This window comes from Mycobacterium conspicuum (assembly GCF_010730195.1).
GTDB lineage: Bacteria > Actinomycetota > Actinomycetes > Mycobacteriales > Mycobacteriaceae > Mycobacterium > Mycobacterium conspicuum.
Genome location: NZ_AP022613.1, coordinates 2,414,583 through 2,438,973, shown reverse-complemented (window position 1 = coordinate 2,438,973; position 24,391 = coordinate 2,414,583). Strand labels below are relative to the sequence as shown.

The following is a 24,391-nucleotide window of genomic DNA, read 5'->3' as shown; positions in this document are numbered from 1 at the left end:
CGCGCCCTAAAGCCCGGCCAGGACGTCGGTCAGCACCTGGCGGGCCAGGTCCAGCTCGGCGGCGTCCAGCGACGCGCGCGCCGACAGCCGCAGTCGCGACGTGCCGGCGGGCACGGTCGGCGGGCGGAAGCAGCCCACCCGCACGCCGGCGTCCAGGCAGGCGGTCGCGGCGGCCACCGCGACCTCCGGGTCGCCCAGCACCACCGACACCACCGCCGACTGCGGCACCTCGGGCACGCCGCAGATGCCGGCCAGCGTGCGGGCGTGCGCCAGCACCTTTTCGGGCCGCCACGCCTCGGTCTGCAGCACGCGCAGCGCGGCCCGCGCGGCGCCCACCGCGGCCGGCGCCAGGCCGGTGTCGAAGATGAACGTGCGGGCCGCGTCGATCAGGTGGGCGCGCACCGCCGTCGACCCGAGCACCGCACCGCCCTGGCTGCCCAGCGCCTTGGACAACGTCGTCGTCATCACCACGTCGGGCGCGCCGGCCAGCCCCAGTTCGTGCAGCAGCCCGCGCCCGCCGCCGCGCACACCCAGGCCGTGCGCCTCGTCGACGATGAGCAGGGCGCCCTGGGCGCGGCACACCTCGTGCAACTCGGCGATGGGTGCCAGCGCGCCGTCGGTGCTGAACACCGAGTCGGTGACGACGACGGCGCGGTCCTCGTTGCGCGACGCCAGCGCGGCCGCCACGGCGTCGACGTCACGGTGCGGGGTGATCACCACCCGCGCCCGCGACAGCCGGCACGCGTCCACCAGCGACGCGTGCGCGTAGGCGTCGGACACCAGCAGCGCACCCCGGCCGGACAGCCCGACGACCGCCCCGATGTTGGCGGTGTATCCCGACGAGAACACCAAACCCGCTGCGGCGCCGACGAATTCGGCGAGCTCGGACTCGAATTCCTGGTGCAGCTCGGTGTCACCGGTGACCAGCCGGGAACCGGTGGCCCCGGCGCCCCAGGTGCGCAGCGCCTGCACGCCGCCGTCGATGACGTCGGGATGCTGCGACAGGCCGAGGTAGTCGTTGGAGGCCAGATCCAGTTCGGCGGCCACCGGGGGCCGCGGGCGCAGGGCGCGCCGCAGGCCGGCCTGGCGGCGCTGTTGTTCCACCTCGTCCAGCCAGGCCAGCGGGGATACCTCGATCGGTGTCTTCATCGGCTATCAGCGTACGAGGCGAGCACCGCCTGTTCGCTACGGCGTTCCGGGGCTCCCGGCAGAACCGCTGCCGGCCGGGCCCACACCGCCGGCCCCGCCCTGCCCGCCGGTGTCGGTGGTGCCGCCGGTCGCATTGCCGCCGTTGCCGCCGTTGCCGCCAGTGCCGGTGGCGTCCAGGGCGGTGCCGCCCGTTCCGCCTTGGCCGCCGGTGGCGTTGCCGGTGCCGGCGGCGATCGTCGCGCTGCCGCCGTTGCCGCCGTTGCCGCCGACGCCGCCCGCGCCGGTGGCGATGCCGCCGGCGCCGCCGGTGCCGGCGGTGATGTTGTTCGTGTTGGCGGCGTTGTTGATCTCGGCACCACCACCGGTGCCACCGGCGCCCCCGGTGCCCGTCAAGCTGATGCCACCATTGCCGCCGCTGCCCGCGGCGACGGTGCCGGTTCCGATGGTGGACGCGGCCCCGCCGTTGCCGCCGGTCCCGCCGGTGGTACCGCCACCGCCGGCCCCGCCGTTGCCGCCGACGGTGCCGCTCGCGTCGGCGCTGTTCAAGATGGCCGCGCCGCCGCCGGCGCCGCCGCTGCCGCCCGCGCCGCCGCTGCCCGCGGTGCCGGCCGCGCCGTCGCCGCCCTGCGCGAAGCCGGTTCCGGTGGCACCGATGATGCCGGTGCCGCCGGCACCGCCGTTTCCGCCGTGGAAGCCGGTGCCGCCCTGCCCGCCCGCGCCGCCGATGGCGTTGCCGGTGCCGTTCTCGGTGGCATTGCCGCCGCTGCCGCCTTGGCCGCCGGTGCCCGAGGCGCCGGTGACGTTGCCGCCCGCACCGCCCTGGCCGCCCACGGCGTCGCCAATAGAACCGTTGGCGACGCTGCCGTCGCCGCCGGCGCCGCCGTTGCCCGCGGTTCCGGTTCCGCTTCCCGCGGTCGCCGCATTACCGCCGGTGCCGCCGGCGCCGCCGAGGGTGCCGGTGCCGCCGGCCCCGCCGTTGCCGGCGATCGCGTTGTTCGTGTCGGCGCTGTTTTGGATGGTCGCGCTGCCGCCGGCCGCCGGCGCCGCCCGCCCCGCCGCTGCCGGCGGTACCGGCCGCGCCGGCGCCCCCGGTGGCGCTGCCGGTTCCGGTGGCACCGATGGTCCCGGTGCCGCCGGCGCCGCCGTCGCCGCCGTTGAAGCCGGCGCCGCCCTGCCCGCCGGCCCCGCCGATGGCGTTGCCGGCGCCGTTGCCTATTCCCGCGCCGCCGGCACCGCCGGTGCCGCCGGTGCCGCTCACACCGGCGGCGGCGCCGCCCGCTCCGCCCTGGCCACCGCTGGCGTTCCCCGAACCGGCATCGACGGTCGCGGTTCCGCCGGCGCCGCCGGCCCCGCCGTCGGTACCGCCACCACCCGTGCCGCCGGTGCCACCGGTGATCGCGTTCGCATTGCCCGCGTTGTTCACCTCGACGTTGCCGCCGGCGCCTCCGGCACCGCCGGCCCCGGCCGAACCGATGCCACCGTTGCCACCCATGCCCGCGGTGACGGCTCCGGTTCCCGTGGTCGACGCATTGCCGCCGGCCCCGCCGGCCCCGCCCAGGGTGCCGCCCGCGCCCGCTCCACCGTTGCCGGCGACGGCGCCGTTCGCATCGGCGCTGTTCTGGATGGTCGCATCGCCGCCGGCCCCACCGGCCCCGCCCGCGCCGCCGCCGCCGGCGGTGCCGGCCGTGCCGGCGCCGCCCTGGGCGCTGCCGGTTCCGGTCGCGCCGATGGTCCCGGTGCCGCCCGCACCGCCGGCACCGCCGTTGAAGCCGGAGCCGCCCTGCCCGCCGGTCCCGCCGATGGCGTTGCCGGCGCCGTTGCTGAGTCCCGCACCGCCGGCGCCGCCCGTACCGCCGGTGCCGCTGGCACCGGCCGCGGCACCGCCCGTCCCGCCCTGCCCGCCGCTGGCGGTCCCGGCACCGGCGTTGACGATCGCGACGCCGCCGGCGCCGCCCGCCCCGCCGTTAATGCCGCCACCGCCGGAGCCGCCGATCCCACCGACGACGGCGTTGGCGTTGCCGGCGTTGTTGACTGCGACGTTGCCACCGGCGCCCCCGGTGCCTCCGTTGCCGGCCGAACCGGTGCCGCCGGTCCCGCCGCTGCCCGCGAAGAGCGTTCCGGTTCCCGTGGTCGACGCATTGCCACCGGCGCCGCCGGCCCCGCCATCGGTACCGGTGGCGCCGGCTCCGCCGTTGCCGGCGACGGCGTTGTTCGCATTGGCGCTGTTCTGGATGGTCGCGTTCCCGCCGGCCCCGCCCGCGCCGCCCACCCCGCCGCTGCCAGCGGTGCCGTCCGCGCCGGTGCCGCCGGTCGCGCTGCCCGTTCCGGTTGAGGTGATCACCGCGTTGCCGCCGGCGCCACCGGCGCCGCCGGAAAAGCCCGTGCCGCCCTGACCGGCGATGCCGCCGATGGCGTTCCCGCTGCCGTCGTTGATTGCGTCGCCACCCGCGCCGCCGGTCCCCCCGGTGCCGGTCAGGCCGCTGGCCGCGCCACCCGCCCGCCGTGACCGCCGATGGCGGTACCCGAGCCGGCATTGATGGTCGCCGTGCCACCGGCGCCGCCGGCGCCGCCGATGCCCGTCGCGCCGCTGGCGGTCCCGCCGGTGCCGCCGGTGCCCGCGTTGGCCGCTCCGCTTCCGGAGGTCGACGCGGCACCGCCGGCCCCGCCGGCCCCGCCGTCGGTGCCGCTGGCGCCGGCCCCGCCGTTGCCGGCGACGGCGTTGTTCGCATTGGTGCCGTTTTGGATGATCGCGCTGCCGCCGGCCCCACCGGCCCCGCCCGTGCCGCCGGTGCCCGCGGTACCGTCCGCGCCGGTGCCACCGATGGCGCTGCCGGTCCCGGTTGCGCCGATGATCCCGGTGCCGCCGGCACCGCCGGCGCCCCCGTTGAAGCCGATGCCGCCCGTTCCCCCTTGACCGCCGGTGGCGTCTCCGGTGCCGGTAGCAACCGTGGCGGTCCCGCCGGCCCCGCCGGCGCCGCCGGTGCCGGACCCACCGCCGGCTTCACCGCCCGCTCCGCCCTGACCACCCTGGGCGACCCCGGTGGCCAGATAGTTGGTCGCATCACCGCCGGCCCCCCCGGCACCGCCGCTGGTGACGCCGATGCCGCCGGCGCCGCCGGCGCCGCCGATGGCGTGACCCCAGGTGTTGTTGTAGATGACCAAGCCGTCGAATTGGTCGACCGTGAAGTTGAAGGGCCCCATTACCGCGTTGCCACCGACGCCGCCGGCGCCGCCGGCACCGGTGGTGCCGGTCCCGCCCGCGCCGCCGGTCCCGCCCACGACGTTTCCGAACCCGTCGTTGAACGCAACACCGCCCGCGCCGCCGTTACCACCGATGGCGCCGTTACCGCCGGCACCGCCGGTGCCGCCGAGCTCAAAGCTGGCCCCGCCAGCACCGCCGTTGCCGCCCAGGCCGGTCAGGCTGTCGCCGCCGGCCCCGCCCGTGCCGCCTTGCGGCGGGCCGAACACTAAGCCTTGGAGGAAGCCTGTGCTGCCGCCGGCTCCGCCGTTACCGCCCGTCGCATCGGTGGCGTTCCCACCGGCCCCGCCGTTGCCACCCACGCCCCAGAGGAATCCACCCTGCCCGCCGCTCCCGCCGTTACCGCCGTTCACGCCAGACGTGGTGGAGGTGAAACCGGCCCCGCCGTTGCCGCCGTTGCCCGCCCAAACCGCGTCGCCGCCGTTCCCACCCGTCGCACCGGCCCCACCGGTCCCGCCGTTGCCGCCGTTGCCCCAGATGCCGCCCTGCCCGCCGTTGCCCCCATTAACGCCGGCAAGGGTGGAGTTCCAGCCGTTGCCGCCGTTGCCGATCAGCAAGCCGCCGTTCTGGCCGTTCGGGCTGGCCTGTGTCCCATCGGCGCCGTTAAAGAACAGCGGTTCCCCGACGAACGCCTCGCTGGTCTGGTTGAGCTCGTACATCAGGGTCGCCAAGACATCGGTCCTGGGGGGCGGCGACGTCCCAGAGGCCTCTTCCACCGCGGTCCAGATCGGCGTGTAAACATTCGCAGCCGACAAAGCGCCGGCGCTCCTCGCCTCTGCGGCCGCGTACGAGTGCCCCGCCGAGGTCAACGACTGCACGAACGAACTGTGAAACAGTGCCGCCTGCGAGGTCAGCGCGTGAAACTGCTGACCATAGCCGCCGAACAACTTGGCGATCGCCGCCGACACCTCGTCCTCGGCCGCGGCCACCAGCGCACCGGTCGGCGCAGCCGCCGCTGCGTGAGCGGCGTCGAGCGACGAGCCGATAGCCGCCACTTCCTTCGCCGCCGCCGCCAGGATGTCCGGCGCGATGATCACAAAAGACACTGCTGACCTCCCCAGAAACCGTAGCGGAGTGGTAGACGCCCGCGACGGTCACCGTCCAAGGTCAAAACCTACCTGTTGCACACCTGTATATTGGCGCGTTTCGGAAACTCCAATAGATTGCTTTCGCGCCGCTGTCGGGGTTTCCATGCGGAGCAGGAGAATGTCTGTCCGAGTAAGCGATCTGCTGCATTATCGGGCCACCGGCGAAGCCGCCACGCGACGTCGTCCAGGCGCCCGCCCGACCCCCGCCACCGCCCGGCCCAACCCGGGCTGACGTGGGAGTTACGTCGTGGACGACGCCTCCCGCGCGGGCGTTTGGATGTCGGTTGGCGTCGCAAACTCATGCCGTCGAGCAAACATGCAACGAAGGTTAAGCGGGTAACGTATACGGCTCAATTTATTTGACGGGCGTTGAATGAGATTAGCTAGGCATTATTTGCTAAAGCACGTTTCATCTGGGTAGGGCGAGGGTATCCGTCATCAGCTTTTCAGGTAGTGCCGTCAAAGCGGGATCCGGACACAAGCAGGTGAATCGTATGAGCCTCGTAGAGAGTTTCGAACTCGCTGTCGGTAAAGATGCGCGTCGCGTACCACCCGGGGGAACCATGAGCGAGGCCGACTTCGAGATAGCCGTGGGCGAGGCGGCGCAGGATGCGGTGTGGACGACGCAGCATCCGCTCACGCTCCACATCGCGGAGGACGACCCGCGCCGGGAGAAATACCTGCGTGAGTACCAACAATCGGTCGGCCGCCAGGTGCTGGCGGCGGTAAAGGCCCTCGGGCTCTCCCAAGCGTCATAAAGCGCGGCACCAGCTTTGTGCGGCGGGTAACTCGATTCAACTCGGCAGCCCTTTCCGCCGCATTTTGCTGAGCGGCCTAATATTCGCCGCGAGTCGATTTGGTGGCGTTTAACCCAGGCCAATTGAACGGCAGGCCTGTCATGGCGTCGGCGTTCGGTCGCGTCCGCACGCGCGCGATGATGCCCTCAGCGCGCGGCAAATGACCCATTCGCACCGATTTCCGGTCCCGCACCCGGTAGTTTCAGTCGTGCCCCGCGCCGGTGGACGACGAAGGAGGATGGGTGAAGACCGTTCCTAAGCTGGTGGTATTTACCGTGGTCGAGTTTGTTCTGTTCGGCGCGATGCTGTTCGTTCCGGCGGGCACCTTCCATTACTGGCAGGCGTGGGTGTTCCTGGTGGTGGTCGCGATCCCGGCCTGGATTCCCCCCATCTACTTGCTGCGCGCGAATCCCGTTGCGCTGCAAGCGCGGATGAGTGGTGGCCCGACGGCGGAGACCCGGACCGCGCAGAAGCTGATCATTGCCGGCCTGTACCTGTCGCTGGCCGCGATGGTCGTGGTCAGCGCGCTGGACCACCGCTGGGGCTGGTCGCCGGTGCCCACCACCGTCTGCCTGGCCGGTGATGTCCTGGTCGCCGCCGGGCTCGGCGTGTCGGCGGCGGTCGTCATTCAGAACAGCTATGCGGCCGCCACCGTCCGGGTCAAGGAGGGCCAGCGGGTCGTCTCCACCGGGCTGTATGGGTTGGTCCGCCACCCGATGTACACCGGCAACGTGATCATGATGATCGGCATCCCCCTGGCGCTCGGTTCCTACTGGGGACTGGTGTTCGTCGTGCCCGGAGTGAGCGTGCTCGCCTGGCGCATTCGCGACGAGGAGAAGCTGCTCCGGGACGAGTTGGACGGATACCGCGAGTACACCGAGAAGGTTCGCTATCGCCTGGTGCCCGCCATGTGGTGACGGCCCGTCCTACAGGTCGCTGACCGGGGTCGCGGCGGGAACCTTCAACCGCTCGGTCAAGCCTCTTACCGAGGGGGCGTCGAACAGGATCGGCAGCGCGAGCTGGACGCCTAAGGCGGCGTTGATCCGGGCGATCGCCCGCATGGCGGCCAGCGAGTCGCCGCCCAGGTCGAAGAACGACTCGTCGGGCTTGACCTGGTCCACGCCCAGCACCTGGGTGTAGATGTCGGCGAGAATCTGCTCGACGCCCTGGTATTCGGGGTAATCGGGGTAGTCCGGTAATCCGAGGTACTCGGGTACCGCCACCGCCGACATCCCGCTACCCCAGTCATCGGGTCCGGCGTGCCGACCGACGTCTCGCGCGTCGACCGGTGACAGCCGGCGCGCCGGGTCGGCGGTCATGTCGACCAACACCCGATGGAATCGCTCGATCAGCGTTTCGATGTCGGCCGCGTCGAACACGTCCGCCTGATATTGGACGTGCACCTGCAGCTCGCTGCCCGGCAAGGCCTGCACCGTCAGCGGGTAGTGGTAGTAGTCGCGGTTGGTGAGCCCGGTGATGGCCAACCCATCCGCGCTCGACAACGCGGCGGCGTCGGTGGGGTAGTTCTCGTAGACGAAAACGGTGTCGAACAGTTGTCGGTGACCCGTGACCCGGTGAATCTCGCTGAGGCCCAGGTGGTGATGGTCGATGGTGTGGTTATGAGCACTTTGCAGTTGGTCCAGCAGATCGGCGGTGGTGGTGGTCGGCGTGACGGTCGCCCGCACCGGCACCGTGTTGATCAACAGGCCCACCATCGCGTCCGCGCCGGTCACCTCCGTGGGTCGATTCGAGACGACGGCGCCGAACGCGATGTCGTGCTGGCCGGTGAGCCACATCAGCAGCTGCGCCCAGGCGGCCTGCAGCACGGTGCTGACGGTGGTGTGGCGCGAGCGCGCCAGCTCGTTGACGGCCTGCGTGGTCTGCTCGCTGACCCGGAACGACGCGGCGCCGCGGCGCCCCAGCCCGAACCGATCCGGCGGGCCGACCATGGTGGGCTTGTCGAACCCGGCGAACGCATCGCGCCACACCGCGCGGGCGGCGCCGCGATCCCGACCCGCCAGCCAGGTGATGTACCTGCGGTATGACGGGGCCGCCGGCAGCCACTGCCCGTAGTAGCTGGCAAAGATTTCGCCGAGCATGATCGGCAGCGACCAGCCGTCCAGCACGATGTGGTGGTTGGTCAGCACAAACCGGTGCTGGTTTTCTGCGGTGCGGATCAACGCCACCCGCAGCGGCGGCCGGTTGGCCATGTCGTAGACCGCGGCGCGTTCGGAGGCGCATACCTGCTGAATCTCGCCTTCCAGGTCCGGGCCGGCGGCCGCGCCGAGATCGACATACCGCCAGGGCAGCACGGGATTGGCCGGGATGATCTGCACCGCCTCGTCGAACCGTGCGGAGAACAGGGCCGCGAGGTTGGGGTGCCGATTGACGACGGTCTGCACCGCATCGCGCAGCCGGTGCTGATCCAGCGGGCCGCTCAACGCGATGTCGATCTGCACGGCATACACGTCGTCGCCGCCGTGGGCGGAGCTGGCGTGGAACAGCAGCCCCTGCTGCAGCGGGGTCAACGGCAGCACGTCGGCGATGTCGTAGCGCCGCGCGAGCTCGTCGAGCTGCTGCTGGCTCAGCCGGGCGGGCAGGACGTCGGAGGGCGTCAACCCGCCCCCGCCGCCGCGCACGTGCGCGCAGATGCCGACGAGGGCGTCGAACCACAGTTGGCTCAGCCGGCCGATTTGCGCCTGATCGAGAACCGACGGCGCCCACGTCCAGCCGGCGCGCAGCTGTGGACCGTGCTCGTCCTCGACGGTGCCCGCGTTGAGCTCCACGGTGTGCATCAGCGGCATCGGGGTGGCCGTGGCAACCGCGGCGACGGACGCGCCGTCCCGGCTGAGCCGCCACAGCTCGCCCGGGGCATCGGCCGCGGCGCCGAGGCGCCCGAGGTAGTTGAAGCCGATCGGCGGATCCGACTGCGCCGCTTCGAGATTCAGCACATCCGGGTTCAGGTACCGCAGCAAGCCGTAGGTGAGGCCGTCGGGCAGGGCCCGCAGCTGCTCCTTGGCCTCCTTGATCACCGCCCCCAGCGCCGCTCCGCCCGCGGTGACCTCCGCCCAGTCCAAGCCGCCCACGGCCAACGCCACCGGGTACTTGGTGGTGAACCACCCCACCGTGCGCGACAGGTCCGTGTGGTCGTTCGGCGATACCGAATCCTCTTGGCGCCCATGGCCTTCCACGTCGATGCCGATCGGGGCGCCACGGGTGCCCATAAACTCGGCCAGCGCCAAGCCGAAGGCGATCAACAAGATGTCGTGGATGCCGGCGTGGAATGCGGTCGGCACCTCGCCGAGCAGCAGGCGGGTGGTTTCGGTGTCCAGCTCCATCGACAGCTGCCCGGCGGTGGCGAACGTGTCCACGTCGGGGCGCACCGCGGGCAGCACCGCGGGCACCGCGGCGACCTGCCGCCACACCTCCGCCTGCTCCACCACCTCCGGGCGGCAGGCGTGCTCGGCCAACAGCGACGCCCACCGGGAGAATGACGTGGCCGGCGCCGGCAACACCACCTGCTGACCGGCGCGATGCTGAGCCCACGCAATGTTGAAGTCTTCCAACAGGATTCGCCACGACACCCCGTCGACGGCCAGGTGGTGAACGATCAGCACCAGCTGGGCCGTGGGCGCCACCCACAGCGCGCTCAGCATCACCCCGGCCGCCGGGTTCAACCGCGAGCGGGCCTCGATGACGGCCTCGTCGGACAACGTTTGCACCGCGCGCAGGCAGTCGCGGGCATCCACCGACCCCGCCTCGGGCACCGTCAACGACCAGCCCCCGGCGTCCTCGTCGACCCGCAGCCGCAGCATGGCATGCCGATCCAGCACGGCCTGCAACACCGCTAGCACATCGGCCTCGGTCACCCCCACCGGCGCCTGCACCAGCACCGTCTGGTTGAACTGGTCGACCGGCCCTTCGACGCCGTGCAGCCAGCACATGATCGGGGTGGCCACCACCGGGCCGAGGCCCTCGTCGCTCACGTCGGCGTCCCCGTCGACCACGCCGGCCACCCGGGCCAGCCGGGCCACGGACTGCTCGACGAAGATGTCGCGTGGCCGGCACAGCACCCCGGCGGCCCGGGCGCGCGCCACGACCTGCATCGACAGGATGCTGTCCCCGCCCAGCTCGAAGAACGACTCGTCGACCCCGACCCGCTCCAGCCCGAGCACCTGCGCGTAGATGTCGGCAAGCACCTCTTCCACCGCGTCGGACGGGGCGCGGTAGCGGTCGACGTCCTGGTACTCCGGTGCCGGCAGGGCGCGGGTGTCGAGCTTGCCGTTGACCGTCAACGGCAGCGCGTCGATGACCACCACGGCGGCCGGCACCATGTACGTGGGCAGCCGCTCGGCCAGCGCGGCGCGCGCCGAGGCCGGGTCGGCGGTGCCGGTCACGTACCCGACCAGGCGCTTGTCACCGGGGCGGTCCTCGCGGACGATCACCACCGCCTGCGTCACCCCGTCGAGCGATGCCAGTGCCGCCTGGATTTCACCCAGCTCGATGCGGTACCCGCGGATCTTGACCTGCTCGTCGGCGCGCCCGACGTAGCGGAGTTGACCGTCGGCGCCCCACCACGCCAGGTCGCCGGTGCGATACATCCGGGTCCCAGGCGGACCGAACGGGCCGGCGACAAACCGCGTCGCGGTCAATCCCGCCCGGCCGATGTAGCCGTCGGCCAATCCGGCGCCGGCGACGTACAGCTCGCCCACCACGCCCTGCGGCACCGGCCGTAACCAGCCGTCAAGCACGAAGAAGCCCAGGTGCGCCAGCGGCACCCCGATGGGGCTGACGGTGGCGTTGGCGTCGTCGGCGAAGATCTCCCGGAACGAGGCGTGCACCGTCGTCTCGGTGATGCCGTACATGTTGATCAGCCGCGGTGATCCCGGATGATTGTCCAGCCATCCGCGCAGCCGCTGCGGTTCCAGCGCTTCGCCGCCGAACACCACGGCCTCCAGCTTGAGCTGGCCGGCCAGCTCCGGCTGCATGGTGTCGGCGGTCTGCAACGCATAGAACGCCGACGGCGTCTGGCTCAACACGCTGACCTGTTCGGCGACCAGCAGCGCGTGCAGGTCCTCCGGCGAGCGCACCACCGGGTCGGGCACCACCACCAGCCGCCCGCCGTACAGCAGCGCGCCCCAGATCTCCCACACCGAAAAGTCGAACGCCAGCGAATGGCACTGCGACCACACCTGTCCCGCCAACTCCACGTCCACGTCCAGGGTGTCCAACAGCCGGGTCACGTTGCGGTGCGGGATCGCCACGCCCTTCGGCGTGCCCGTGGTGCCCGAGGTGTAGATGATGTACGCGACGTCGTCCGGGGTCGGCCCGGCCGGCGCAGCGCCGGGCTGGCCGTCGGTCGACGGATCGGCAATATCCGAGATGTCTAGGACCCACAGGTTCTGCTCGCGCAACCGCTCGGCCAGCGCGGCGGTGGTCACCGCGGCGATCGGGGCGGCGTCAGCCAACACGAACTGCAGTCGCGCCGCCGGCACCGTCGGGTCGATCGGCACGTACGCCGCCCCGGTCTTGGTCACCGCCAGCATCGCCACGATCGCCTCGGCCGAGCGCGGCAACAACAACGCCACCCGCTGCCCCGGACCCACCCCGCGGCCGGCCAGCACCCGCGCCAACCGGTTCGCGCCGGCGTCGAGCTCGCGGTAGCTCATCGACGCGCCCTCGAAGGTCACGGCCAGCGCGTCCGGCGTGCGCTCCACCTGTGCGGCGAAGGCGACCGGAATCGACAGCAACGGGCTCGCCGGCTGCCGCATCAACGCCGGGCGGTTGCCCCACCGCTCCAACCGCGCCAGCTCGGCGTCGTCGAGCACCTCCACCGACGACAGCCGCCGCTCCGGATCCGCGGTCATCGCCTGCAAGACCCGCTGCAACCGCCCGATCAAGGCGTCGATGGTCTCCGGGTCGAAGACGTCGGTGCGGAATTCCACCAGCCCGCCGATCCCCGCGGGTTCGCCGGCCTCGCTGAAGCGTTCGGCGAGGTTGATGGTCAGGTCGACGCGCGCGGTGCGGGTGTCCACCGGCAACGGCGTGACCTGCAGATCACCCAGGGCCAGCCCGGCGGCGTCGGTGTCCTGCCAGGCGAAGTTCTGCCAGGCCAGCATGACCTGCACCAGCGGGTGATGGGTCAGGCTGCGGGTCGGCTTGAGCCGCTCCACCAGCACCTCGAACGGCACGTCCTGGTGCTCGTAGGCGGCCAGGCTGCGCCGACGCACCTGCGCCAGCAGATCGGCGACGCTGGGATCCCCGGCCAGGTCCACCCGCAGCACCAAGGTGTTGACGAAAAAGCCCACCAACTCATCCAGCGCGGCGTCGCTGCGCCCGGCGATCGGGAATCCCACGGCGACGTCGCGGCTGGCGCTCAGCGCCGACAGCAGCACCGCCAGGCCGGCCTGGACCACCATGAACGGCGTCGCGTTGTGCTCGCGGGCCACCTGCGCCACCCGCTGCTGCAACTCGGCCGGCCAGTTGACCAGCACCGTGGCGCCCCGATAATCGGCGACCGGCGGGTAGGGCCGATCGGTGGGCAGCTGCAGGTGCTCGGGCATGCCGGCCAGGGCGTCCTCCCAGTAGGCCAGCTGCGCGGCGATGCGGCTGTCGCTGTCGCCGATGTCCCCCAGCTGCGCGCGCTGCCACAGCGTGTAATCGACGTACTGCACCGCCAGATCGGCCCAGCCGGGGGCCTGCCCCACACACCGGCTGGCGTAGGCCACCGCCGTGTCGTTCACCAACGGGTTGACCGACCAGCCGTCGGCGGCGATGTGGTGCATCACCGCGACGTACACGTGGTCGTCGTCGGCGAGCCGGAAAAGCCTTGCCCGCATGGGGATTTCGGTGGCCAGATCGAACGGGTGGCGGACCACGGCGTCGATGGCCTCCCCCAGCTGGGCCTGCGACCAGCCGGTGGCGTCCACGACCTCCCAGCCGAAGTCGGCGTGCTCGACGGGCACCACCAGCTGCCGCGGGATCCCCTCGACCGCCGGGAACAACGTCCGCAGGCTCTCCTGGCGGCCCACCACATCGGTCAGCGCGGCGCCGAGCGCGTCGGCATCCAGATGCCCGCGCAACCGCAACGCCAACGGGAGGTTGTAGATCGGCGAGGGCCCCTGGAACTGGTCGATGAACCACAGCCGGCTCTGGGCGAACGACAGCGGAATCACCTCGGGCCGCTGCGCGGCGGACCCCGACGTCAGCGGCTCCAGGCGGGCGTCGTCCCGGCCGATGCGGGGCGCCAACTGCGCGACCGTGGGCGACTCGAACACGGCGCGCACCGAAAGGCCGGTGTCCAGGGCGGCGTTGACGGCGGCGATCAGCCGCATCGCCGACAGCGAGTCGCCACCCAGGTCGAAGAACGAGTCGTCCACCCCGACCCGCGGCACGCCCAGCACGTGCGAGTAGACGCCGGTCAGAATCTCCTCGGTGAGCGTGGCCGGCGCGCGGTACTGGCCGATGTCCTGGTAATCCGGCGCCGGCAGGGCCCGCTTGTCGAGTTTGCCGTTGACCGTCAACGGCAGCGCCTCGAGCATCACGATCGCGGAGGGCACCATGTACGGCGGCAGCCGGTCGGCCAGCGCCGCGCGCGCGGCAGCGGGCTCGACCGGGCCGGTGACGTAACCCACCAGGCGTTTGTCGCCGGGGCGGTCCTCGCGGGCGATCACCACCGCCTGCTCGACGCCGTCCAGCCCGGCCAACGCGGCCTGGACTTCGCCGGGCTCGATGCGGTACCCGCGGATCTTGACCTGCTCGTCGGCGCGCCCGAGGTATTGCAGCTGACCGTCGGGTCGCCACCGGACCAGGTCCCCGGTGCGGTACATGCGTTCCCCGGGCCTGCCGAACGGGGAGGCCACGAACCGTGCCGCGGTCAGGTCGGCCCGGCCCAGGTATCCGACGGCGACGCCGCGGCCGGCCACATACAGCTCACCGGTCACGCCCGTCGGCACCGGTTGTAAGAACTCGTCGAGGACGAACACCGCCGCGGTCGACGGCGGCGATCCGATCGGCGCCGCCCCGGCGCCCGCCGACCCCGCCGTCAGTGGCGCGCTCATCGCCGCATACACCGTCGCCTCGGTGGGGCCGTAGGCGTTGATGACGACCCGACCGGGCGCCCACTGGTCCACCACCTCGGGCGTGCAGGCCTCGCCGCCGAGCAGCACCGCCACCGACTCGAGCCCCCGCGGGGACAACGCGTTCACCGCCGACGGGGTCTGGGTGAGCACGTTGACCCGTTCCGCGATCAGCAGGTCGTGGAAGTCGTCGGGTGAGTGCACCACGCAGTCGGGCACCACCACCAGCCGTCCCCCGCCCAGCAGCGCGGCCCAGATCTCCCACACCGAGAAGTCGAACGCGTAGGAGTGGCATTGCGTCCACACCTGCGCCGCAGGCAGGTCGGCCGGCGTCGACTCCGGCAGGTGCGCCAGGTTGGCGTGGGTGACCGCCACCCCCTTGGGCGTGCCGGTGGTGCCCGAGGTGTAGATGAGGTAGGCGATGTCGTCGGGAGCCGCCGCCGGCAAGGCGATGCCGGGTTGGGGCTCGAGGGCGGATGCCGCATCGAGATCGATGACCGCGATATCGCAGCCGTCCAGCCGCGACCGCAGCTCCGCCGTGGTGATGACGACGGTCGGGGCCGCGTCGTCGAGCATGAATTCCATCCGCGCCGAAGGCAGCGCCGGGTCGATCGCCAGGTAGGCGGCCCCGGTTTTCAGCGCCGCCAGCATCGCGACGACGGCCTGCGCCGAACGGTCCAGCAGCAGCGCCACCCGCGCGCCGGGGCGGACGCCGTGCCCAAATAGCAAGTGCGCGAACCGATCTGCCGCCGCATCGAGTTCGCGGTAGGTCATCGACTGGCCGTCGAACGTGACCGCCACCGCGTCCGGGGCGCGGGCCACCTGCTCGGCGAACAACGTCGGAACCGACACCGCGACCGGCGCCGGCCGCGTCAACACCGCGCGGTTGCCCAGCTCGTCCAACCGGATCCGCTCGGCCTCGTCGAGCACATCGATCGACGACAACCGCTGCTTCGGGTCGGTGGTCATGGCGACCAACACCCGCTCCAACCGTGTCACCAGGGTCTCGATCGTCTCGGCGTCGAACACGTCGGTGCGGAATTCCACCGCGCCGCTCATCCCGGCGGGGTCGCCGGCCTCGCTCCACCGTTCGGCCACCGAGATCGACACGTCCATGCGGGCGGTGCGGGTGTCCAGCGGCAGCTGGGTGACCTGCAGGTCGCCCAGCGCCAACCCGACGGCGGGGTCGACGGGACCGCGGTCGTGCCAGTTCTGCCAGGCCAACATGACCTGCACCAGCGGGTGATGGGTCAGGCTGCGGGTGGGGTTGAGCCGCTCCACTAGGACCTCGAACGGCACGTCCTGGTTTTCGTAGGCGGCCAGGCTGCGCCGGCGCACCTGGGCCAGCACGTCCGCGACGGTGGGGTCGCCGGCGAGATCGGCGCGCAGCACCAGGGTGTTGACGAAGAAGCCCACCAACTCGTCGAGGGCGGGATCGCTGCGCCCGGCGATCGGGAATCCCACCGCCACCTCGCTGCTGGCGCTCAGCTTCGACAGCAGCACCGCCAGCGCGGCCTGGACCAACATGAAGGACGTCGCGTTGTGCTCGAGGGCCACCTGTGCGATCCGCTGCTGCAGCTCGGCCGGCCAATCCACCGCCACGGTGGCGCCGCCGTAGTCGGCGACCGGTGGGTAGGGGCGATCGGTGGGCAGCTGCAGGTGCTCGGGCATGCCGGCCAGGGCGTCTTCCCAGTAGGCCAGCTGCGCGGCGATGCGGCTGTCGCTGTCGCCGATGTCCCCCAGCTGCGCGCGCTGCCACAGGGTGAAGTCGACGTACTGCACCGCCAGATCCGCCCAGTCGGGGGCCTGCCCCACGCACCGGCTGACGTAGGCGACCCCGGTGTCGCGCACCAGTGGTGTGATCGACGAGCCGTCGGCGGCGATGTGGTGCATGACGGCCACGTACACGTGTTCGTCGTCGGCGAGCCGGAAAAGCCTTGCCCGCAACGGGATCTCGGTGGCCAGATCGAACGGGTGACTCACCACGGCGTCGATGGCCTCGGCCAGTTGGTCTTCCGACCAGTCGGTGGCATCGACGACTTCCCAGCCGAAATCGGCTTCCTCGGCGGGTACCACCAGCTGCCGCGGGACCCCATCCACCGACGGGAACAGCGTGCGCAGGGCCTCCTGGCGGTGCACCACGTCGCCGATCGCCGCGCCGAGCGCCTCGGCGTCGAGGTGCCCGCGCAACCGCAACGCCACGGGCATGTTGTAGATCGGTGACGGGCCCTGGAACTGGTCGATGAACCACAGCCGGCTCTGAGCGAACGACAACGGAACCACGTCGGGCCGCTCTTCGGCCGGCCACGGCACGAGGGGATCCAGCCGGCCCTCCTCGCCGCCGATGTGGGTCGCCAGCTGCGCGACTGTGGGCGACTCGAACACGGCGCGCACCGAAAGGCCGGTGTCCAGGGCGGCGTTGACGGCGGCGATCAGCCGCATCGCCGACAGCGAGTCGCCGCCCAGGTCGAAGAACGACTCGTCGACCCCGACCAGTTTCGGCGGCTGCACGCCCAGCACCTGGCCATAGATTCCGGCCAGCACCTCCTCGACCGCGTTGGTCGGGGCCCGGTATTGGCCGGCGTCCTGGTATTCCGGCGCGGGCAGCGCGCGGACGTCGATCTTGCCGTTGACCGTCAACGGCATCGCCGCCAGCACCACGATCGCGGTCGGCACCATGTAGGTCGGCAGCCGCTCGCCCAGCGCGGCGCGCGCCGAAGCCGGGTCGACGGTGCCGGTGACATAACCCACCAGGCGCTTGTCGCCGGGGCGGTCCTCGCGGGCGATCACCACCGCCTGCTCGACGCCGTCCAGCCCGTTGAGTGCGGCCTGGATCTCGCCGAGCTCGATGCGGTATCCGCGGATCTTGACCTGCTCGTCGGCGCGCCCGACGTAGCGCAGCTGCCCGTCGGCACCCCACCACGCCAGGTCGCCGGTGCGATACATGCGGGTGCCGGGCTCGCCGAACGGGCACGCCACGAACCGGGTGGAGCTCAACCCGGCGCGGCCGATGTAGCCGTCGGCCAATCCGGCGCCGGCGACGTACAGCTCGCCCACCACGCCCGGCGGCACCGCCCGCAGCCACCGATCCAGCACGAAGAAGCCCAGGTGGGCCAGCGGCACTCCGATGGGGCTTACCGCGCTGTCCACGTCGCCGGCGACGATCTCGCGGAACGAGGCGTGCACCGTCGTCTCGGTGATGCCGTACATGTTGATCAGCCGCGGCGCCGCGGGGTGATGGTCCAGCCAGGTGCGCAGGCGTTGCGGTTCGAGCGCCTCGCCGCCGAACACCACCGCCTGCAGCGCAAGCCGGGCGCCCTGCTCGGGGTGCGCTGCGTCGGCGGCCTGCAGCGCATAGAACGCCGACGGGGTCTGGCTCAGCGACGTGACCCGCTCGGCGACCAGCAGCGCGTGCAGGTCCTCCGCCGAGCGCACCACGGGATCGGGCACCACGACCACCCGCCCGCCGTACAGCAGCGCGCCCCAGATCTCCCACACCGAAAAGTCGAACGCCAGCGAATGGCACTGCGACCACACCTGCCCGGCCAAGCCCATCTCGTTGTCCAGGGTCTCCAGCAGCCGCGTCACGTTGCGGTGCGGGATCGCCACGCCCTTCGGCGTGCCCGTGGTGCCCGAGGTGTAGATGAGGTACGCGACGTCGTCCGGGGTCGGCCCGGCCGGCGCGGCGCCGGGCTGGCCGTCGGTCGACGGATCGGCAATATCTACTACCCACAGGTTCTGCTCGCTCAGCCGCTCGGCCAGCGCGGCGGTGGTGACCGCGGCGGTCGGCGCGGCGTCACCCAACACGAACTGCATCCGCGCGGCCGGCACGGACGGGTCGATCGGCACGTACGTCGCCCCGGTCTTGCTCACCGCCAGCATCGCCACGATCGCGTCGGCCGAGCGCGGCAACAACAACGCCACCCGCTGCCCCGGACCCACCCCGCGGCCGGCCAGCAGCCGCGCCAACCGGTCCGCGCCGTCGTCGAGCTCCCGGTAGGTCAGCGATGCACCCTCGAAGGTCACGGCCACCGCCTCCGGTATGCGCGCCGCCTGCGCGGCGAAGGCGGCCGGAATGGTCATCGGCGTGCGCCCCGGCGTGCGGGCCAATGCGGCCCGGTTGCCCCACTCGTCCAACCGGGCGTGCTCGGCCTCGCTGAGCACGTCGCCCGCCGACAGCCGCCGCTGCGGGTCCGCGGTCATCGCCGCCAACACCCGCTCGAAGCGTCCGACCAGGGTTTCCACGTCGGCCGCGTCGAAGATGTCGGTGTCGAATTCGATGCGCAGCCGCAGTTCGCTGTCCGGCATCGCCTGGACGGCCAGCGGGTAGTGGTTGTATTCGCGGTGGATGAACTCGGTGACGGCCAGCCCGTCGGTGCCCGCTAACGCGGACGCGTCGAGCGGGTAGTTCTCGTAGACGAAGAAGGTGTCGAACAGGTGGTCCTGGCCGGCGACGCGGTGGATTTCGCTGAGCGCGAGGTGCTGGTGGTCGAGGACGGCGTTGTGGGCGCCGTGCAGCTGGCCCAGCAGGTCAGCGGTGGTGGTTGCCGCGGTGATGTGCGCCCGCACCGGCACGGTGTTGATGAACAGGCCCACCATGGAGTCCGCGCCGGCCACCTCGGCGGGCCGGCCCGAGACCGTCGTGCCGAAGGCGACGTCGGGCTGACCGGTCAGCCACATCAGCACCTGCGCGAAGGCCGCCTGCAGCACGGTGCTGACGGTGGTGTGCTGGGAGCGCGCCAGCTCGCTGACGGCCTGCGTGGTCTGTTCGGGCAGCCGAAACGACGCGACGCCGCGCCGCCCCGACGCCAGCCGTCCGGGCGGGCTCACCAGGGTGGGTGTCTCGAAGCCGGACAGCACCTGACCCCACGCCGTGCGGGCCGCGTCGACGTCACGACCGGTCAGCCAGGCGACGAACCGGCGATACGGCACCGCGGCCGGCAGCCATTGCCCGTGATAGCTGGCGAAGATCTCCCCCAGCAGGATCGGCAGCGACCAGCCGTCCAGCACGATGTGGTGATTCGTCAGTACGAACCGGTGCTGGTCGTCGGCGATGCGGATCAACAGCGCCCGGGACGCCGCCTGGTGCGCGATGTCGCAGACCGCCGCGCGTTCCTCGGCGCAGAGCTGCTCGATCTGCGGATCGAGATGCGGGCCGTCACCGCTGAGGTCGACGTACCGCCAGGGCGCGTCCGGATCGGCCGGGATGATCTGCACCGGCTGCTCGAACTTGTCGGAAAACCGGGCCACCAGGTTGGGATGGCGAGTTACCAGGGTGTGCACGGCCTCGTGCAGCCGGTGCTGATCGAGCCGGCCGCTCAGCGTGATGTCGAGTTGCACCGCGTACAGATCGTCGTCACCCTGCGCCGTGCTGGCGTGGAACAGCAGCCCCTGCTGCAGGGGGGTCAACGGCAGTACGTCAGCTATCCGCATATTGCCGCTGTAGCTCGTCGATCTGCTGCTGGCTCAGGCCAACAGCGATATCGGACGGCGTCAGACCGCCCCCGCCGCCTCGCACATGCGCGCAGATGCCGGCGAGCGCGTCGAACCACAACCCGTTCAACCGGCTGACCTGCGCCTGATTGAGGATCGAGGGCGCCCACGTCCAGCTGGCCCGCAACTGCGGCCCGCCGTCGGTGTTGATGGTGCCCGCGTTGAGTTCGACGGTGTGCGCCAGCGGCATGGGGATGGCCGCGGCAACGCCGGTGACCGACCACCCGCCCGGGCTGATCTCCCACACATCGCCGGAGAGCTCGCCGTCCGCCGAGCCCATCCGCCCCAGGTAGTTGAACCCGATCGGCGGGTCCGTGCCCGCCACGTCGAGGTCCGTGACGTCGGGATTGAGATAGCGCAGCAGGCCGTAGGTGACGCCGTCCGGCAGGGCGCGCAGCTGCTCCTTGGCATCCTTGATCACCGCCCCCAACGCCGCGTCACCCGCCGTGACCTGCGCCCAGTCCAGCGCGCCCACGCGCAGCGCCACCGGGTATTTGGTGGTGAACCAGCCCACCGTGCGCGACAGGTCCATGTGCTCGCCGTGTTCGGTCGAGGCGGCCAGTTCCTCGTGGCGCCCGTGGCCCTCCACATCGATACTGAGCGGCGCCCCGCCGGTGCCCAGGAATTCCGCACACGCCAGGGCGAAGGCGATCAGCAGGATGTCCTGCAACCCCGCGTGGAACGCCGCCGGCACCTCGCCGAGCAGCGTGCGGGTCGTCTCGGGGTCCAGGGACATCGAGAAGGTCCCGGCGTTCACCTGGGTGTCCGACTCGGGGCGCACCGCCGGCAGCGTCGCGGGAATGGCGGCGATGCGCTGCCACGCCGACGCCTGCGCCACGACGTCCGGTCGGCGCGCGCACTCCGCCAACAGCGACGCCCACCGGGAGAACGACGTCCTCGGCGCCGGCAACACCACCTGTTGTCCGCCGCGATGCTGGACCCAGGCGAGGTTGAGGTCCTCCAGCAGGATGCGCCAGGACACCCCGTCGACGGCCAGGTGGTGAACGATCAACACCAGCTGGGCCGTGGGGGCCACCCACAGCGCGCTGAGCATCCTCCCGGCCGCCGGGTTCAGCCGCGACCGCGCCTCGATCACGGCCTCGTCGGAGAGCACCTGCACCGCGTGCACGCACTCGCGCGCGTCCACCGAGCCCGCCTCGGGCACCGTCAACGACCAGCCGCCCTCTGTCTCGTCGTCGACCCGCAGCCGCAGCATGGCGTGCGTGTCCAGCACGGCCTGCAGCACGGCGACCACATCGTCCTCGGTGACCCCCACCGGGGCCTGCACCAGCACGGTCTGGTTGAACTCATCGACGGGCCCCTCGACGCTGTTCAGCCAGTGCATGATCGGGGTGGCGACGACCGGTCCGAGGCCCTCGTCGCTGACCTCGTCACCGTCGGCGATCCCGACGACCAGGGCGAGCCGGGCCACGGATTGCTCGACGAAGATGTCGCGCGGCCGACACACCAGGCCCGCGGCCCGGGCCCGGGCCACCACCTGCGTGGACAGGATGCTGTCGCCGCCCAGCTCGAAGAACGACTCGTCCACCCCGACGCGCTCCAGCCCGAGCACCTGGGCGTAGATGTCGGCCAGGATCTCCTCGACCGCGTTGGCCGGGGCGCGATAGTTGTCGGCGTCTTGATACTCCGGCGCCGGCAACGCTCGCTTGTCGAGCTTGCCGTTGACCGTCAACGGCAGCGCGTCGACGACGACCAGGGCCGCGGGCACCATGTAGGCGGGCAGTCGTTCGGCCAGCGCGGCGCGCACGGTGTGCGTGTCGACGGCCCCGGTCACATACCCCACCAGCCGCTTGTCGCCGGGACGGTCCTCGCGGACGATCGCCACCGCCTGCTGCACCCCGTCTTGCGCGGCCAGCGCCGCCTGCACTTCACCGAGTTCGATGCGGAATCCGCGGATCTTGACCTGGTCGTCGGAGCGCCCGACGTAGCGCAGCTGCCCGTCCCCGTCGTCGTTCAGGCCCCACCAGGCCAGGTCGCCGGTGCGGTACATGCGCATCCCCGGGGCGCCGAACGGGCACGCGACAAACCGCGTCGACGTCAGGCCCGGCCGCTGCCAGTACCCCAACCCCGCGGCCCCGCCGGCCACGTACAACTCCCCCACCACGCCGGGCGGCACCGGCTGCATCCAGCCGTCGAGCACGAAGAAGGCGTAGTTGGCCAGCGGCACGCCGATGGGGCTGGCGGAGCTGCCGAGGTCGTCGGGGAAGATCTCCCGGAACGAGGCGTGCACCGTCGTTTCGGTGGTGCCGTACAGGTTGAGCAGGCGCGGCCGCCCCGGATGGTTGTCCACCCACGAACGCAGGCGCTGGGGTTCCAGCGCCTCGCCGGCGAAGATGACGGCCTGCAGGTTGAGCTGACGTCCCAGCTCGGGCGCGAGCCCGTCGGCGGTTTGCAGCGCGTAAAACGCCGACGGGGTCTGGCTGAGGACGGCGACCTGTTCCTTGACGAGCAACGCGTGGAAATCCTCGGGCGAACGCGCCACCGACTCGGGCACCACCACCAGGCGCCCGCCGGAGAGCAGCGCACCCCAGATTTCGCACACCGAGACGTCGAACGCCAGGGAATGCCACTGCGACCACGCCTGCCCGGGCGACAGCTCGACGTCCAGGGACTCCAGCAGCCGGGTCACGTTGTGGTGGGTGATGGCCACGCCCTTGGGGACGCCGGTGGTCCCCGAGGTGTAGATGAGGTAGGCGACGTTGTCCGGCTCCGGCACCGGCAGCGCGGTACCGGAATCAACCGCAGCGTCTCGGACTTCGTTGAGATCGATGATCAGCAGATCGCGCTCGCCCAGCCGGTCCACCAAACCGGTGGTGGTGATCGCGGCGATTGGGGCGGCGTCGTTGAGCATGAACTCGATTCGGGCCGCCGGCACCGCCGGATCGATCGGGACGTACGCGGCGCCGGTCTTGAGCACCGCCAAAATCGCCACGATCGCCTCGGCCGAACGCTCCAACAGCAGCGCCGCCCGCTGTCCCGGCCCCAGCCCGTGGCCGGCCAGCAGGTGCGCCAGCCGGTCGGAGGCCTGCTGGACCTCGCGGTAGGTCCAGGTGCGTTCGCCGAACGTGATCGCCGCCGCCTCCGGGGTGCGGGCCGCCTGCGCGGCGAACAGCGCCGGAATGGACGGCGTGGACGGCGCCGTCGCGGCCGGCCGGTTCAACACCGCACGGTTGCCCCATCCGTCCAGCCCGTCGAGCTCGGCGGCGTCGCGCAGATCCATCGACGAGAGGCGTCGGTCCGGATCGGCGGTCATCGCCACCAGCACCTGGCTCAACCGCTTCGCCAATTCCGATACGTCGAAGTTCGCCAACGGCCCCCCGGCGCCCGCCGTGCTGAGGAAAAGCTGATCGCCGGCGCCGGAGAAGATCAACGCAAAGTCGCCCACCTGAACGGGGTTGGTGAATGACGCCGACGCCGCGACACCCGCGAAATCCATGGTCATCTTGGACGGCATGAAATTCACGCTCACCCGATTGGTGGGCCCGCCGTTCGAACCGGCTTTGCGTTCCAGGGCGTGCACCGGGAATCGCTGGTGCTGCAACGCTTCCCGTATTCGCGCATCGACGTACTGGCAAAAGCCCGCGACCGTCGACGCCGGCGGAATCGTCAACACCAGTGGCACCACCCCGGAAAGCATTCCGGCAAGCGTCTTTGACTCCGGACGCACCCGCCGGCTGACCGGGAAGTCGAGCACCACCTGCGAGCTGTCGGCGCACCAACCGCGGACCAGCAGGGCGGACGCCGCCGTGATGAGCGACGAGCGGGGCACCCGCCACGAGTCGGCCAACTCTTGCACGCGCCGAAGGACGTTGGGGTCCAAGCGAACCGGCGCCGACGGCGCTGACGCGTTCCCCTCATCCGTCGCCGGGAGCAAGCCGCTGGGTGGCCCGCCTTCCGGCGGCAGATTCTTGGCCCAATAGTCCTGATCTTCCTGATACTCGGGAGACGCTTCGTATTCCGACTCGCAACGCACCAAATCGGCCAGCGAGCCAAAGAACGCGGGAGGAACGGGCGCGTCCGCAATGAATGCGGCGTACACACTCGCCATTCGATTGGCAATCAGCGTAATTCCCGTGCCATCAATGGCTATGTGGTGGAAGCACCCGAACAAATAAAATTCATCGGCCCAGGTCTGGAATAGCGCGAATCGGAATAGCGGGCCATCCAATGGCATTGGTGTGCCTTGGATCGCTAATGCCATCGCCTTGGCTTCCTGCACCGGATGGCGCGCATCGCTCAGGTCATGAAATTCCAGCGCGACGTCCGGGTCCTCAATCGGCCGTTGGCAGGCCTGGCCGTCCACCTCGACGATCGCGATCCTGGCCGGTTCGGCCTCGCGCATCACGTGACGGATCGCCCGATCGAGCACGTCTCGCTGCACCACGCCGTCGAAGCGCACCAGAACGCCAAGCTGCCAGTCAGTTCCGGAGTGACCCGTTTCTTCCGCCAGCCAAATGTCTAGCTGACCCCGCGTAAGCGGAAGTCCCTTGTCAACAAATTCCATCC

7 protein-coding genes are annotated in these 24,391 nt (G+C 71.4%); 2 read left to right on the top strand and 5 right to left on the bottom strand.

Translation table 11 applies throughout. The annotated features are described in order from the left end of the window. Nucleotides 1-6 precede the first annotated feature (6 nt). From G6N66_RS11480 to G6N66_RS30035, 3 genes are all read right to left on the bottom strand, one after another. Entirely contained in the window at nucleotides 7-1,149 is a 1,143-nt protein-coding gene (locus tag G6N66_RS11480; protein WP_085235218.1) for an 8-amino-7-oxononanoate synthase, read from the bottom strand. Between the two features lie 922 nt (nucleotides 1,150-2,071). Continuing rightward, nucleotides 2,072-3,490, bottom strand: a complete 1,419-nt coding sequence (locus tag G6N66_RS30040) for a PE-PGRS family protein (RefSeq protein WP_163645820.1) — start codon at nucleotides 3,488-3,490, stop codon at nucleotides 2,072-2,074. Between the two features lie 131 nt (nucleotides 3,491-3,621). Beyond that, complete coding sequence (locus G6N66_RS30035) at nucleotides 3,622-5,454, bottom strand: PE family protein (protein WP_163645819.1); 1,833 nt, start codon at nucleotides 5,452-5,454, stop codon at nucleotides 3,622-3,624. 605 nt (nucleotides 5,455-6,059) lie between these two features. Between G6N66_RS30035 and G6N66_RS11465 the strand changes: the two genes are divergently transcribed. Next, a complete protein-coding gene (locus tag G6N66_RS11465) occupies nucleotides 6,060-6,254 on the top strand; it encodes a hypothetical protein (protein WP_085235220.1) in 195 nt (64 codons plus the stop codon). A gap of 341 nt (nucleotides 6,255-6,595) precedes the next feature. After that, entirely contained in the window at nucleotides 6,596-7,210 is a 615-nt protein-coding gene (locus G6N66_RS11460) for a methyltransferase family protein (protein ID WP_139825428.1), read from the top strand. Between the two features lie 9 nt (nucleotides 7,211-7,219). On the opposite strand, the gene G6N66_RS11455 is transcribed toward G6N66_RS11460, so the two are convergent. Beyond that, nucleotides 7,220-19,804, bottom strand: a complete 12,585-nt coding sequence (locus G6N66_RS11455) for a non-ribosomal peptide synthetase (protein WP_139825424.1) — start codon at nucleotides 19,802-19,804, stop codon at nucleotides 7,220-7,222. Further along, nucleotides 19,791-24,389, bottom strand: a complete 4,599-nt coding sequence (locus tag G6N66_RS30390; RefSeq protein WP_139825425.1) for a non-ribosomal peptide synthetase — start codon at nucleotides 24,387-24,389, stop codon at nucleotides 19,791-19,793. The genes G6N66_RS11455 and G6N66_RS30390 overlap by 14 nt, the downstream gene beginning before the upstream one ends. Between the last annotated feature and the right edge of the window lie 2 nt (nucleotides 24,390-24,391).